The organism is Flavobacterium commune, assembly GCF_001857965.1.
GTDB lineage: Bacteria > Bacteroidota > Bacteroidia > Flavobacteriales > Flavobacteriaceae > Flavobacterium > Flavobacterium commune.
This window is the reverse complement of record NZ_CP017774.1, coordinates 1,616,588-1,631,801: the sequence shown is the minus strand read 5'-3', so window position 1 is coordinate 1,631,801 and position 15,214 is coordinate 1,616,588. Positions and strand designations below refer to the sequence as shown.

At 35.9% G+C, this 15,214-nt stretch carries 14 protein-coding genes; 7 read left to right on the top strand and 7 right to left on the bottom strand.

Features of this window, described 5'->3' with window-relative positions; translation table 11 throughout:
* Positions 1 to 6: 6 nt before the first annotated feature.
* Positions 7 to 417, bottom strand: a complete 411-nt coding sequence (gene rnpA, locus BIW12_RS06885) for a ribonuclease P protein component (protein ID WP_071184432.1) — start codon at positions 415 to 417, stop codon at positions 7 to 9.
* Positions 418 to 540: 123 nt separating this feature from the next.
* On the opposite strand from rnpA, the gene BIW12_RS06880 reads away from it, so the two are divergent.
* The 7 genes from BIW12_RS06880 to BIW12_RS06850 all read left to right on the top strand — a co-directional run bounded on the left by BIW12_RS06880 (position 541) and on the right by BIW12_RS06850 (position 9,644).
* Positions 541 to 1,275 (top strand): lysophospholipid acyltransferase family protein, encoded by a 735-nt coding sequence (locus BIW12_RS06880; protein WP_071184431.1) that lies wholly within the window; start codon positions 541 to 543, stop codon positions 1,273 to 1,275.
* Positions 1,276 to 1,289: 14 nt separating this feature from the next.
* The gene (locus BIW12_RS06875; protein WP_071184430.1) at positions 1,290 to 2,276 is read left to right on the top strand and encodes an acyl-ACP desaturase; all 987 of its coding nucleotides are present in this window, start codon (positions 1,290 to 1,292) and stop codon (positions 2,274 to 2,276) included.
* Between the two features lie 156 nt (positions 2,277 to 2,432).
* A complete protein-coding gene (locus BIW12_RS06870; RefSeq protein ID WP_071184429.1) occupies positions 2,433 to 3,086 on the top strand; it encodes an HD domain-containing protein in 654 nt (217 codons plus the stop codon).
* Positions 3,087 to 3,278: 192 nt separating this feature from the next.
* The gene (locus tag BIW12_RS06865; RefSeq protein ID WP_071184428.1) at positions 3,279 to 3,710 is read left to right on the top strand and encodes a hypothetical protein; all 432 of its coding nucleotides are present in this window, start codon (positions 3,279 to 3,281) and stop codon (positions 3,708 to 3,710) included.
* 138 nt (positions 3,711 to 3,848) lie between these two features.
* Positions 3,849 to 4,931: an efflux RND transporter periplasmic adaptor subunit gene (locus tag BIW12_RS06860; protein WP_071184427.1), complete on the top strand. Its 1,083-nt coding sequence runs from the start codon at positions 3,849 to 3,851 to the stop codon at positions 4,929 to 4,931.
* 23 nt (positions 4,932 to 4,954) lie between these two features.
* Positions 4,955 to 8,200, top strand: a complete 3,246-nt coding sequence (locus tag BIW12_RS06855; protein WP_071184426.1) for an efflux RND transporter permease subunit — start codon at positions 4,955 to 4,957, stop codon at positions 8,198 to 8,200.
* Positions 8,193 to 9,644, top strand: coding sequence for a TolC family protein (locus BIW12_RS06850; protein WP_071184425.1), 1,452 nt, complete (start codon positions 8,193 to 8,195; stop codon positions 9,642 to 9,644). Before BIW12_RS06855 ends, BIW12_RS06850 begins: the two co-directional genes overlap by 8 nt.
* 99 nt (positions 9,645 to 9,743) lie before the next feature.
* On the opposite strand, the gene BIW12_RS06845 is transcribed toward BIW12_RS06850, so the two are convergent.
* The 6 genes from BIW12_RS06845 to BIW12_RS06820 form a co-directional block, all read right to left on the bottom strand.
* Positions 9,744 to 10,142 carry a hypothetical protein gene (locus tag BIW12_RS06845; RefSeq protein ID WP_071184424.1) on the bottom strand — a complete coding sequence of 133 codons (399 nt, stop codon included), beginning with the start codon at positions 10,140 to 10,142 and terminating at the stop codon, positions 9,744 to 9,746.
* Between the two features lie 79 nt (positions 10,143 to 10,221).
* A complete protein-coding gene (locus tag BIW12_RS06840) occupies positions 10,222 to 11,004 on the bottom strand; it encodes an enoyl-CoA hydratase/isomerase family protein (RefSeq protein ID WP_071184423.1) in 783 nt (260 codons plus the stop codon).
* 9 nt (positions 11,005 to 11,013) lie between these two features.
* Positions 11,014 to 12,429 carry a sensor histidine kinase gene (locus tag BIW12_RS06835; RefSeq protein WP_083382062.1) on the bottom strand — a complete coding sequence of 472 codons (1,416 nt, stop codon included), beginning with the start codon at positions 12,427 to 12,429 and terminating at the stop codon, positions 11,014 to 11,016.
* Positions 12,430 to 12,549: 120 nt separating this feature from the next.
* Positions 12,550 to 13,101, bottom strand: coding sequence for a CopD family protein (locus BIW12_RS06830; protein ID WP_071184421.1), 552 nt, complete (start codon positions 13,099 to 13,101; stop codon positions 12,550 to 12,552).
* 114 nt (positions 13,102 to 13,215) lie between these two features.
* On the bottom strand, positions 13,216 to 14,229 hold the full coding sequence (gene hemH / locus BIW12_RS06825; RefSeq protein WP_071184420.1) for a ferrochelatase: 1,014 nt from the start codon (positions 14,227 to 14,229) through the stop codon (positions 13,216 to 13,218).
* 113 nt (positions 14,230 to 14,342) lie between these two features.
* Complete coding sequence (locus BIW12_RS06820) at positions 14,343 to 15,209, bottom strand: AraC family transcriptional regulator (protein WP_071184419.1); 867 nt, start codon at positions 15,207 to 15,209, stop codon at positions 14,343 to 14,345.
* Positions 15,210 to 15,214: the final 5 nt, after the last annotated feature.

Genomic DNA, 15,214 nt, shown 5'->3' with positions numbered 1-15,214 from the left:
AGTTGATTATTTAGCGGGCTCATCATCCTTTTCAGAAGATTCTTTTTTCACATTTTGAGCTACAAACTTTTCAAATAACTGAATGGTTTTAGTATTGATTTCTTCATAAGTCAAACGCTCTTTAGTTTGGTAAAAAAACATAAAAGCATACGGTTTGTCTAAATTATCTAAAAGAATGTGTTTGTTAAGTCGGTAGGTTTCGCGAAGGATGCGTTTGAAACGATTTCTGTCAACGGCTTTCTTGAAGTATTTTTTAGAAACTGAAACTCCCATTTTAATTCTTTCGTTCTCGTTTAAAGAACCCGAATGATAAACCAATCGCAACGGATATTTTGAAACCGATTTACCTTCAGAGAACAACAATCCAATGGTGATTTTACTTTTTAGTTTCTCGTTTTTTGGATAATTGAAGCTCATTTTTTAGGAAAACACATTATTTTTTAAAGCACAAAGGTACGATTTAACACTAAACCTATTATTATTTAGGAATTAAATAGCACTAAAAATTTATTTCTTACTTTTGCAGCTAATTTTTTAAGAATGCAAAAACTTATTTCGTATCCAATATCCATAATTTATTATTTATGTTTTGGACTTACGTTAGTAATTTTCCATCCTATTCAATGGATTTGCCTGAATCTTTTTGGTTATCAGGCACACAAAAAAAGTGTCGATTATCTGAACTTTTTTTTATTAAAATGCACTAACTTAGTAGGTACCACTTATAAATTTGAAAACAGGGACAGCATACCTCAAGGAGTTCCGTTAATTTTTGTGGCTAATCATCAAAGTATGTACGATATTGTGGCTATGATTTGGTATTTGCGACGATTTCATTGTAAATTTGTAAGTAAGAAAGAGTTAGGCAAGGGAATTCCGAGTGTTTCTTATAATTTAAGACATGGTGGCGGAGCCTTAATTGATAGAAAAGACCCTAAACAGGCCATTCCTGAAATTAAAAAATTATCCGAATACATTGAAAACAACAAACGTTCGGCAGTAATTTTCCCTGAAGGAACAAGAAGCAAAACGGGTAAACCAAAAGAATTTGCCCAAACCGGATTAAAAATATTGTGCAAAAATGCGCCCTCAGCCTATATTGTTCCAATAAGCATTAACAATTCATGGAAAATGGTAAAATTTGGTTTTTTTCCGGTAGGTCTGGGAAATCATCTTACCTTTGTGGTTCATAAACCTTTAAAGGTGAGTGAATTTAGCTTTCCTGAATTAATGGAGAAAACGGAAAGTGCGGTAGTAAAAGGAATACAATTTTAATATATATAAATAAAATGTCTATAAAAAACATTCGATTAGAAGTTATGCAGTTTTTGGAAAAAAACGTGACTGGCTATATGGATCAGTATTTGATTCCAGTGGAACAAATATGGCAGCCGTCTGATTTTTTACCCAATTCTGAAGGAGATAATTTCTTAGAAGAAGTAAAAGAGTTACGCGAAATATCAAAGGATTTACCTTATGATTTCTGGGTAGCAATGGTGGGTGATATGATTACCGAAGAAGCACTTCCAACTTATGAAAACTGGTTGATGGAAGTGGAAGGAGTAGATAATGAAGAGAGAAATGGTTGGTCTGCCTGGGTTCGTCAATGGACAGGGGAAGAAAACCGTCATGGCGATTTACTAAACAAATACCTGTATTTATCAGGTCGTGTGAACATGCGAGAAATTGAAATGACCACCCAACACCTTATCAATGACGGATTCGACATTGGAACCGGTAGAGATCCTTATAAAAACTTTGTTTACACCAGTTTCCAAGAATTAGCAACCTATGTTTCTCACAATAGAGTTTCGCAATTAGCTAAAAACTATGGTGATAAAAAACTCTCTAAAATGTGTAAGATGATTGCGGGAGACGAAATGCGTCACCACCATGCGTACAGCCATTTTGTGAGTGAAATTTTCAAAGTTGACCCTAGCGAAATGATGCTTGCTTTTCAATACATGATGAAAGCTAAAATTGTAATGCCAGCACATTTCCTGAGAGAATCAGGACAAAAAATCAGCTCTGCATTCGAATTATTTTCTGATTCAGCACAACGTATTGGCGTTTATACAGCCAATGATTATGTTGAAATCATGCAAAAATTAATTGACAAATGGGAAATTGACAAGATTGCAGGTTTAACAGACGAAGCCGAAAAAGCCCGTGATTACCTGATGAAATTACCGGCCAGAATGGCCAGAATTTCGGAAAGATTAGTAATTCCTAAAGAATCCCATATCTTCAAATGGGTAGAACCTGCGAGATTGTAAATCTAAGATTTCAGAAAGCAGATTTAAGATTTAAGATTTTTTGAAATTTATTTTTGCCATTGAAATTGAGTTATAAAATACAATTTAGTTAATTTAAAATGTTGATTTTTGAAGTTTGAAAGCTTTGAAAATCAACATTTTTTTTAAAACAAGAACATGAACAACAGCGACATTATCAGTAAAACAATCACTTTTGTAAAAGAACAACTCAATAATGCCGAAGGCGGTCACGACTGGTTTCATATTGAAAGGGTGTATAAAAATGCCTTATTGATTGCTAAAGAGGAAGTTTGCAATCTACAAATAGTCCAACTCAGCGCTTTACTTCATGATATTGCTGATAGTAAATTTCACGATGGTGATGAATCAGTGGGACCAAAAGTAGCCAGAAGATTTCTGGAATCTCAAAATGTAGCCGGAGAAATTATCGATGCAGTTATCAATATCATCGAAAACATCTCTTTTAAAGGAGGTAATTTCGAAAAAAAATTCAGCTCGATAGAATTAGATATAGTTCAGGATGCGGATCGTTTAGACGCCATTGGAGCCATTGGGATTGCCAGGGCATTCAATTATGGCGGATTTAAAAACAGAGTACTCTATGATCCTAAAATTGCGCCAAACACTAACATGAGTATCGACGAATACAAAAAAAGTCAGGCGCCAACGATTAATCATTTTTACGAAAAATTATTGTTGCTTAAAGACAAAATGAATACCGAAACAGGAAAAAAAATAGCACAGGAAAGACATCAATTCATGGAAAAATTCCTGTCGCAATTTTATGCCGAATGGGAAGGTGTTAAGTAAACAGTATTCAGATTTCAGTATTCAGTTGACAGAATTCATTATTAAAAAACATTACAAATTAACACAATCACCTTTTTTTATTCAAAAAAAGTAGTGTTTCACCCTATTTTTTAGTCATTTACCCTGAATTAACAAATATTTATAGAGAACTTCTTGCCAGTATAATTTAGTAAATATACATTTGTCGCCTTAATGAGAAAGGCAATAAAACATATTATCCCTTTATGTATAATAATGCTACTAAGCAGCAGTTCTTTATTTGCCCATAAATTAGCTACAACAGCTTTGCTAGCCCATTCATTAAAACGAACACTTTTTACAGAAAAACTAGATCAAACTAAATTAGAACATCTTTTTGATAATAGATCTTCGATATCCGATGCGATGTTCGAAACCTTCCAAAAAAAAGAAATTCTTAGTTCTGATAATGAGGAAGAAGATTCAGAAACTACGGCTACAAAAAAAGTCCTGGAAAAAAAATCTTATCAACTCTCTTTTTTCCAACAGCAGGCAGCACCCGCTTTTATATCTTATATCAAGAAAACTCAAGCTTTCTGCAAAGAGCTTTCCTACCTACCCTCTTGTAATTCACTTTACATTATATTCGAGGTTTTCCGAATTTGATTCCAACTTTTTAAACATTTATTTGCTTACACCCTATTTCTTATCCCTAATTGAGATAAGCTAAATAAGGTGTCCAGGTTGTTGTTTTATACTTCAGCCTAAAAATCATCCCATTGTTTTAAAAAGTTAAAGAATATCATGAAAAAAAACGCAATTTTCATTGGTCTTATGGCCGCGTTATGCACTATTGGCTGCAACTCACATAAAGAGGAAAAGAAAGAAGAAACCACATTTAATGTTACTAATCCTGTGGCAATGGACACTTCAATTGTTAAAGAATATGTGTGCCAAATCCACTCTATTCAGCATATTGAAGTAAGAGCACTGGAAAAAGGATACCTTCAGAAAATTTATGTAGACGAAGGACAAAAAGTAAAAAAAGGACAAGCCTTGTTCGGTATTATGCCAAATGTGTATCAGGCGGAATTACAAAGAGCGAAAGCAGAAGGAAATGCTGCTTCGATAGAATATAAAAACACTAAACTTCTGGCGGATAACAAAGTAGTTTCGGCAAACGAATTGGCGCTTTCGAAAGCCAAATTAGACAAAGCCAATGCCGAAATAAATCTGGCAGCAACGCATCTTGGTTTTACCAATATCAAAGCTTCTTTTGACGGTATTGTCGATCATTTGGTATCAAGAGAAGGCAGTATGCTCGAAGAAGGCGAATTGCTAACCTCACTGTCTAATAACAGCAAAATGTGGGTTTATTTTAATGTTCCTGAAGCCGAATATTTGAACTATATCATGAGTCCCGATAAGAACAAAAAACAAAAAGTAAACCTAAAAATGGCTAATGAAATGGTTTTTAATCAATCCGGTGTTGTAGAAACGATTGAAGGAGAATTCAATAACGAAACGGGTAATATTGCCTTTAGAGCCACATTCCCTAATCCGCAGGGTATTTTAAGACATGGGGAAACAGGAACTATCCTGATGACGGTTCCGTTGAAAAACGTACTTATCATTCCGCAAAAAACAACTTTTGAAGTTTTAGACAAACGCTATGTTTTTGTAATTGACAAAAATGGCGTAGTGAGACAAAGAGAAATTACCATTGGAGCTACTTTAGAAAATCTTTTTGTTGTGAAAAAAGGTTTGGATGCTAATGATCATATCCTGTTAGACGGATTACGATTGGTTAAAAACAACGAGAAAATCAAGTTTAATGTTGAGAATCCTAAAAAAGTATTGTCAACTCTTGATGTTTACGCAGAGTAAAAACCCCTTAAAAACACAACAAAATGTTTAAAAAATTCATTCAAAGACCGGTCTTAGCGATTGTTATTTCGGTCATCATTGTATTTATGGGGTTGCTTGCCATCAAACAATTACCCATTTCGCAATTTCCTGAAATTGCACCAACTACCGTAAACATCTTTATCGCCTATCCGGGTTCGAGTTCAGATGTATTGGTAAAATCTACATTAATTCCGCTAGAAACAGCCATTAACGGAGTTCCGGGAATGCGTTATATTGCTTCCGATGCTACCAGTGCGGGAGAAGGAACCATTCGTGTTATTTTTGAACCGGGTACCGACCCCAACGTCGCCGTAATAAGGGTCAAGACCAGAGTGGATCAGGTGATGCCTTTATTGCCTGATTTAGTACAGCGTGAAGGGGTTATCATTACTCCTGTTCAGCCAAGTATGTTGATGTATGTGGATTTGTATAGCAAAAAAGGGCATGAAATGGATGAAAAATTCCTTTACAACTACGCCTATACAAACATGCTTCGCGAAATACAACGTATCAACGGAATTGCCAGTGCACAAATCCTGGGTAGCCGTAAATATGCTATGCGTATTTGGTTGAAACCGGACAGAATGCGTGCTTATAATATTTCTGCCGAGGAAGTAATGAAAGCCATGCAGGAACAAAGTATTCTGGCAAGACCGGGACGACTAGGACAAAGTTCGGGTATAAAATCACAATCACTCGAATATGTACTAACCTATAGAGACCGTTTTAGTGAACCTCAGGAATACAAAGACGTAATTATCCGTGCCAATGCCAATGGTGAGGAAATAAAACTGGGCGATATTGCCAATGTAGAATTAGGAAGTGAATTTTACGACATCTACGACAATTTAGACGGTAAACCATCGGCTTCAATCGTTTTAAAGCAAACGCTTGGAACTAATGGTAGCGATGTAATCAGGGATGTAAAAGCCAAATTAAAAGAACTGGAAAAAGACCTTCCTCCGGGAGTAGGTTACAAAATCAGTTATGACGTATCGAGTTTCTTAGACGCTTCTATCGATCAGGTAATTGACACGCTTAGGGATGCTTTTGTTTTAGTATCCATTGTAGTATTCCTGTTCCTAGGAGACTGGCGTTCGACATTAATTCCGGTTATTGCAGTTCCTGTTTCCTTAATTGGAGCCTTCTTCGTTATGCAAATGTTTGGTTTATCCATCAACCTGATTACCTTATTTGCATTGGTACTAGCCATTGGTATTGTGGTCGATGATGCGATTGTGGTAGTAGAAGCCGTCCATGTAAAAATGGAAGAAGAACATCTCTCACCCTTTAAAGCTTCAAAAGCAGTATTAGGCGAAATCGGTGGAGCTATTATTGCAATTACTCTGGTAATGGTTTCGGTATTTATTCCAATCTCATTTATGACGGGACCGGTAGGGGTATTCTATCGTCAATTCTCAATTACAATGGCGGGATCTATTATCATCTCGGCAGTTGTGGCTTTGACATTGACTCCTGTACTGTGTGCCATGTTACTGAAACACAATCACGGTCATGCTAAGAAAAAATCGCCTATCGATCGTTTTATCGATTGGTTTAACAAAGGATTTGAAAAACTTACAGGACATTATGTTGGTATTTTGAAACACATTGTGAACCGCAGAGTCATTACTTTCGGAATCTTAATTGGTTTCTGTTTTGCCACTTATTTCACTAATCAGGCACTTCCGGCAGGTTTTATTCCAAGTGAAGATCAGGGAATGATTTATGCCATTATTCAAACGCCTCCGGGAACTACTCTGGAACGTACCAATGATGTTGCTAAAAAATTACAACGCATTTGCGAGGAAATCGATGGTGTGTCTTCCGTTTCTTCTTTGGCGGGTTATGAAATCATGACTGAAGGTCGTGGATCGAATGCCGGAACCTGCTTGATTAACCTGAAACCCTGGGAAGAAAGAAAGCATTCGGTTCATGAAATCATGGAAGAATTGGAAAACAAGTCCAAAAATCTGGGAGCTGTTATCGAATATTTCGAACCACCGGCGGTTCCGGGATTTGGTTCATCAGGAGGTTTCTCTTTGCGTTTATTAGACAAAACAAATGGAACCGATTATCAGGAATTCCAAAAGGTAAACAACGATTTCATGGCCGAATTGGAAAAACGAAAAGAACTAACAGGAGTATTCACCTTTTATTCTGCCAATTATCCGCAGTTAAAACTAAATATTGATAACAAAGCAGCAATGCAAAAAGGGGTTTCTATAGGTAAAGCCATGGACAACCTGAATATCCTTATTGGAAGTACTTACGAACAAGGATTTATCAAATTCGGTCAGTTCTTTAAAGTATATACCCAGGCAGCTCCTGAGTACCGAAAAATCCCTTCTGATTTGGAGAAATTATTCGTAAAAAATGAAGCCGGAGAAATGGTTCCTTATTCTGCTTTTATGAAAGTAGAAAAACAATTAGGCCCTAATGAGATCACACGATACAACCTGTACAATTCGGCTGCTATTCGTGGATTACCTGCTAAAGGTTATACCAGTGCCGATGCTATTAATGCCATTAAAGAAGTGGCAAAAGTAAAATTACCACGAGGATATGATATTGCCTGGGAAGGATTGTCTTATGACGAGGCTAACAGAGGAAACGATGCTTTGTATGTGTTTGGTATCGTATTGATATTCGTTTATCTTGTTTTGGCAGCACAATACGAAAGTTTCCTAATGCCTTTGGCTGTATTACTGTCATTACCTGTTGGCTTCTTTGGTTCATTCGCCTTATTACAGTTGATGGGATTATCCAATGATGTTTATGCCCAAATTGGGGTCATCATGCTTATTGGATTGCTAGGTAAAAATGCCGTACTGATTGTAGAAGTTGCCGTCCAGAAACGTGCACAGGGCATGAGCATAGTAGATGCTGCCATGGAAGGAGCTAAATTGCGTTTCAGACCTATTTTGATGACTTCATTTGCCTTTATCGCCGGATTGATTCCTTTAGTTATTGCTACCGGAGCCGGAGCCATTGGTAACCGAACTATTGGAGGTTCTGCCATGGGAGGAATGATTATAGGAACCTTATTTGGAGTTTTCGTCATTCCGGGCTTGTATTACACCTTTGCCAAAATGAGCGATGGCCGTAGTTTGATTCAGGACGAACATAACGAACCGGCTTCAGAAGAATTCATGAGAGCCAGCGAAGGACAAAGCAGTCTTAAACTGAAACTTAAAGCAATGAACAAACAATTGAAAGAACTAATGAACAGAGACAAAAATGAATAAAGCAATTTTCAAATATATAAATCTAAGGTCAGGAATAACCCTGACCTTAGCAACCCTGGTCTTCCAAAGCTGTGTTCCTACCAAAATAACCCGGGAAACTAAAGACACTTTACCTGATAATTTTCAGAATGTTGTTTCTACAGACACTACTAATTCGGCCAAAATTAAATGGAAAGAATTCTTTAATGACGCGCAACTGGCTGCTCTTATCGATACGGCATTAGTAAACAATCAGGAGCTAAATATCATGCTGCAACAGGTTGACATAGCTAAGAATGAAATCCAGGCCCGAAAAGGGGAATACCTGCCGTTTGTAGGTATTCAGGCTGCTGCCGAAGTGGAAAAAGTAGGACGCTATACCAGCCAGGGAGCTAATGATGCTAATACTGATATCAAACCCGGTGAAGAATTCCCGGAACCTTTAAAAAATTATAAAGTTGGCGCATTTGCCACTTGGGAAGTGGATGTTTGGAAAAAACTGCGCAATGCCAAAAAAGCTGCGGTAATAGAATATCTTTCTTCTGTAGAAGGCAAGAATTTCATGGTAACCAATCTGATTGCCGAAATAGCTGATTCTTATTACGAATTGCAGGCTTTGGACAACAAACTGGAGATCCTTACCCAAAACTTAGAATTGCAAAATAACGGTTTAAGAACCATTCGACTTCAAATGCAGGCTGCCAAAGCAACAGCTCTGGGGGTTAAAAGATTGGAAGCAGAGGTGTATAAAAACACTGGAGAATTGTACTCAGTAAAACAGGAAATTATTGAGGCTCAAAACAAACTCAATTTCTTGATTGGTCGTTCACCACAAGCAATACAACGCGATTCGGAACATTTTATAGACCAGAAAATAGATACTGTCTATTCCGGTATTCCTTCACAGCTCTTGACTAATCGTCCTGATATCAGACGAGCCGAGTATGAATTGCAGGCAGCCAAACTGGATACACAGGTTGCCAGAGCTAATTTTTATCCGTCCTTTACGTTAAGAGCTGGTGTGGGATTAGAATCCTTCAAGACTAAATATCTTACTACAATGCCTGAATCTTTGTTGTACGGTTTAGCCGGCGATATGGTAGCTCCGTTAATCAACAGAAACGCTATTAAAGCCCAATATTACAATGCCAATGACAAACAACTACAGGCGGTATTTGATTACGAAAAAACCGTTTTAAATGCCCATATCGAGGTTCTCAATGGTTTATCTAAAATTGAAAATCTTAGACAGAGCTATATTCAAAAAGAACAACAGGTAGCTGCTTTAAAGAACTCTATCGAGATTACGAATAAACTTTTCAGCGCAGCCAGAGCCGATTACATGGAAGTTTTATTAACCCAACGCGATGCTTTAGAGTCCAAACTTCAATTAGTGGAAACTAAAAAAGATCAAATGACCGCCAGGGTAAATATCTACAAATCATTAGGCGGTGGATGGAATTAATTTCTGGATTTAAAAGTTTTAATGTTTTTCCAACCCCTCCTAAAAGCAACAAAGCCACTCAATGAGTGGCTTTGTTATTTTAAAACTTATTATTCCAAATTAAAGACCCTTTTCTTTCATCTCCAGAATCACATCCGAAGCACTTTTAAAAGTAGGCGCCTGTTCACTAATACTTCCGGTTCTTTTTTTGTTCAGTTTAAAAACCACATCATTATCAGTTGTAAACAACAAAGCGCTTAAAAAAGGATTATTCATATAAGAAGCTAAAATTGGGTAAGCCTCGTCTAAACTATGGAAACTTTCCATTTCCTCGGTTTTATATCTGGCAATTATGGACATTCTCATCAGGTTATTTTCCAGCAAAACAGGACGAACATAAATATTCTTCAATTCGGTATCCCCAATGGTTTTTGCCAGGGTTAATTTGGCAAAAGTTTTATCTTCAATACTCTGTTTCACTCTTTCCCAAAATAGGGCAAATATAGGCTCGTATGACATTTTGTTTTTAATTATTTTATTCTGAAATGGGTTTCTCTAGTATGAAACTGCAAACTGCTACTGCTTTCTGAATACTCTTTTACTCCCCCGTAAAAACCGCTTTTCTTTTCTCTAAAAAGGCTTTGGTTCCCTCTTTGAAATCTACAGTTCCAAAACATTTTCCAAAGGATTTTATTTCTGTTTCAAAACCGTTCTCCCCTTCTTTGTAATTAGCATTAATGGCGTTTATAGCCATACTAATGGCTGCCGGAGAGTTTTTAATAATCCTTTGTGCTATTTGATTGCAGTAAGGCAACAACTCTTCCTTCCCTACTACGTGGTTTACTAAACCTGTTCTGTAAGCTTCATCAGCTGTAACCATTTCAGCTGTAAGAATCATTTCAAGAGCGCGACCTTTGCCTATTAATTGCGGCAAGCGTTGTGTTCCTCCATAACCGGGAATTATTCCTAATGAGACTTCCGGAAGCCCCATTCGGGCAACATTAGAAGCCACACGAATATGACAGGCCATAGCTAATTCTAAACCACCTCCAAGAGCAAATCCATTGATGGCAGCAATAACCGGGACTTTTAAATTTTCGACAAAATTAAATAAGGTATCCTGTCCCTGAGCTGCAAGTTGTACTCCTTCTTCTACCGAAAAACGGGCAAATTCAGCAATATCAGCTCCCGCAACAAATGCTTTCTCTCCACTTCCTGTCAAAATAATAGCTCGCGTATCCTGATTTTGTTCCAATTCAGAAAAAGCATGATGCAATTCCTGAATAGTCAGTTTATTTAAAGCATTTAATTTTTCCGGACGATTAATAGTAATAGTTGCAATAGTTTGCTCTTTTTCAATCAAAATATTTTTGTAGCTCATGGTATTGATTTAAGAGTTAATAATTGGGAGAGCAACTGTAAAACAAGTTCCTTTTCCGAATTCAGTATCAAAGACAATTGTTCCTTTATAGTTTTCAATAATATTTTTTATAATACCTAATCCTAGTCCCATTCCACTACTTTTGGTAGTAAACTTAGGTTCGAAAATCCGATTCATATCTTCAGCTTTTATTCCTATTCCGTTATCTTCAACCAGAATTAAAACATTATTGGATTCTTTTTTCACCGTTACTTTTACTGTTTTAGTTTCTTGTTCCTCCGGAATGGACTGAATGGCATTTTTTACTAAGTTAGTAATAATTCGAATTAATTGTGTTCGATCTATTTTAGAAATTATCTCCGGTGAATCACTTTCGAAAATAATATGCTCTTCATTAAAAATATCCAAAGCTAATTCTACCACCTCTACCACATTCAAAGTCTCATTTTGTTGCGCCGGCATCGAAGCAAAATTCGAAAAGGCAGAAGCAACAGCACTCATCGTATCAATTTGCTGAATTAAGGTTTCGGAGTAATCTTTCATTTTTTGCAAAATATTAGGATCCTCAGGATTAAATTTTCGCTGAAAACTCTGCACTGTCAATCGCATTGGTGTTAGCGGATTTTTAATCTCATGTGCCACCTGTTTTGCCATTTCACGCCAGGCTTCTTCTCTCTCACTTTGTGCTAATTTGATGGCACTTTTTTCCAGTTCATCTACCATTTGGTTATAAGCATTAATCAACAAATTGATTTCTTTACTGCTGGCCGTGAGTAAGATCTTCTCGTTTTTTTGATTCAAACTGGTTTCATTCAATTTATCTGAAATAGTTTTCAGTGATTTTGTAATGTAAGACGAAAGAAAATAAGCCAGTCCAAAAGCCACAATCAACATAAAAGAATACACCTGACCTAGACGAATTAAAAAACTGTTTAATTCTTTGTCATAAAACCCATCATCTTCCTGATAAGGTAAGTTTAAAACCCCCAATGGCTTGAATTTATCGTCTTTAATTTGGGTAAACGACGATCTATTTTTTATTCCGTTAATGGTTTTAATGTCTTCATACCGTTTTTCAATCGAAGAACGAACTAATTTAAGAATGTATTTTGGAATAGGGGCTGCTGTTTTATCTACCGAAAAAGACTCTTTTGAGGATTTCAATAACTTTCCTTCTAAATCATAAACATTAATTTCAGTATTATGAATATGGGCTAATTCGTGAATTTTATCCTTAAAAATCAACTCCAGATTTTCAGTTGTTAGCGGATAAGTAGTAGTTGAAAGCACATAATTGATATGTTCCCGAACCGCATTTTCTTTTCGCTCTAATCGTTCACGATGGTATTCTTTAGCTTCATTTTTAAACTGAACAATAGAAATTGAAGCTAATAAAATCGAGGAAACAATTATCACTACGATCATCGAAAGAAAAATTCGAACTCGCAACGAAAGCATGGATAATTTGAAAATTCTAAGCATAGTTTTTAGTGTTCAGTATTCAGTTTCTTTAGTGTTCAGTGCCAACTGAATACTGTTAACTGCTTACTGTTTTCTCTCTCTAATTCTTTTATAAAATTTAAAACCCAGCATGATTAAAACCGAAAATAATACAATCCCAATTACACCATAAATCCAGTTAACAGCATTTTTTAAAATCACTAAAAACACTACTGCAAAAAGAATGATGGTAGCTCCTTCATTCCACAGACGCATGAAATTTGTCGTGTATTTTACGGCATCATTTTGCAATTGTTTAAATATTTGGTGGCATTTTAAATGATACAAATACAACACAAAAACAAAGCCAAGTTTAACATGCATCCAGGGCATTTGCAACCAGGCATTTCCCGTAGGGGTAAAGAACAACATCCAAAAAGCAAAAATACTCGCTAAAATTGCCGATGGCCAGGTGATAATATACCACAGCCTGTAACTCATGATTTTGAATTGTTTTTGCAAAATCTCCTTTTCGGGAGAAGGTTTATCGGCTGCTTCAATTTGATACACAAACAAGCGAACAATATAAAAAAGTCCGGCGAACCAGGTGATTACAAAAATTAAATGTAGCGATTTTAGGTAGTTGTAATATTCCATAAAGAATTTTAGATTTCAGATTAACGATTTTAGATTTCTGATATTATGTATTCTGAAAACATGAATTTAATATTTAAATCTGAAATCGTTAATCAACATTCAGTAATCTTAAATCTATTTTGCCCAATCATTGATCCAGTTCCCAACCGTTTGACACCATTCGTCATCATCATTCAAACAAGGAATTGCCAAGAAATCTTCACCACCATTTTCTTCAAATTCTTCTTTTGCTCGCATGGCAATTTCTTCTAATGTTTCTAAGCAATCCGAAACAAAAGCAGGAGTTACTACAGCTAATTTTTTAATTCCTTTTGCCGGCATATTGTTGATTTCAACATCGGTATAAGGTTCCAACCATTTGTCGCCTGCTAATCGGGATTGAAAAGTCAAACTGTATTTGTCTTTTGGAATGCCTAATTTTTCAATTACCAATTTTGTGGTTTCATAACACTGGTGACGGTAACAAAATTCGTGTGCCGGTGATGGCGTATTGCAACAAGAACCATCAATTTTACAATGCGATTTGGTTACATCCGTCTTACGAATGTGACGCTCCGGAATTCCGTGATAAGAAAACAACAAATGATCGTATTCAAAACCTTCTAAATGTTTTTTCATCGAATCGGCCAAATTCTGAATATAATCTGGTTTATTGTAAAACGCAGGAACGTCCGTAAATGTCATTTGAGGAAATTTCTTTTTACGAATTTCTTCTGCTTTTACTAAAATTGTCAGTGTTGAAGCCATCGCATATTGTGGATACAACGGGAAAAGCAATACTTCGGTAACGCCTTTATCGTGCAATTCCTGTAATCCTTTTTCAATGGTCATAGTTCCGTAACGCATTGCCAGCGCCACGGGAACATTTACTAAAGGCTGTACTTTTTGCTGCATTCTTTCAGAAAGAACTACTAAAGGCGAACCTTCGTCCCACCAAATTTTTGCGTAAGCATGAGCTGATTCTTCCGGTCTTTTTCTTAAAATAATACCACGAACTAATAAGGCACGCAACAAATACGGAACATCAATTACGTATTTATCCATTAAAAATTCGTCTAAATACGGTTTTACATCTTTTGGCGTTGGACTTTCCGGTGAACCTAAGTTGACTAATAATACTCCTTTCATTTGTAGCTTTTTGTTGTGTTTTAATTTTCGTCAAAAGTAGTACAAGCCACTTTGTAGAAATATGATAAATGTTATTTTTTATTTATGTTTTGATATATAAAACCAATATTGTTTTACATATTAGTATTAATCGACATCAAATATTTTTTTGGAGTGGTTCCAAATTTCTTTTTAAAAGCCGCAATAAAATGACTTCCGGTACTGTAACCTATTTTCAAGCCTACTTCGTTTACATTATAAGAACCACTATCGAGTAATTTTCGGGCATAATCCATTTTGTAATCAAACAGAAAACCATAAACGGTGTCACCATAAATTTGCTTAAAACCCATTTTGAGCTTTTTCAAATTCAAACCTACCTGATCGGCTAATTCCTGTAATCCGGGTGGTTCGGCCATGTTAGCAATAATAACTTCTTTGGCTTTTTTGATTTTCAACACATTTTCTTCATCTACTAAAAACGGACATTGTTCCGCATTTGGATCTTCATTTCGATTGAAAAAAAGACTCAATAATTCATAACCTTTTCCTTTGTAATACAGGTTTTTTATCGACGGATTCAGATTGTAATGAAACATTTGGTTCAAAACAATAGCCATCGACGGACTGATATCACTCTCGTTATAATATTTTTTTTCCTGATTTTCTTTGCTCAAAAACGGAATATGCTCGGCATCATTAGTAAACAATCCATGGAATTTTTTAATGGAAACAAATATAGAAATCAACCAGGTTTTAGGAGCAACTTCTACATTTAGAGGCAATTCTTTTTCGGTATTATAAAACAACAATGCTTTTTCTTCATTGAGTTTTAAATTATAATTTCCCTGATTAAAAATATAGTTGGCACTTCCTTTTAAACCGAAATGAAATTGGATTAAACCCAGCTGTACAGGACGTTGAAAAGTTAAAACCTCATCAGTATTATTTTGAAAACGAATTAAAATAAAATCGTCGTCAATCTTTATTTCTTCCTCCATTTTGT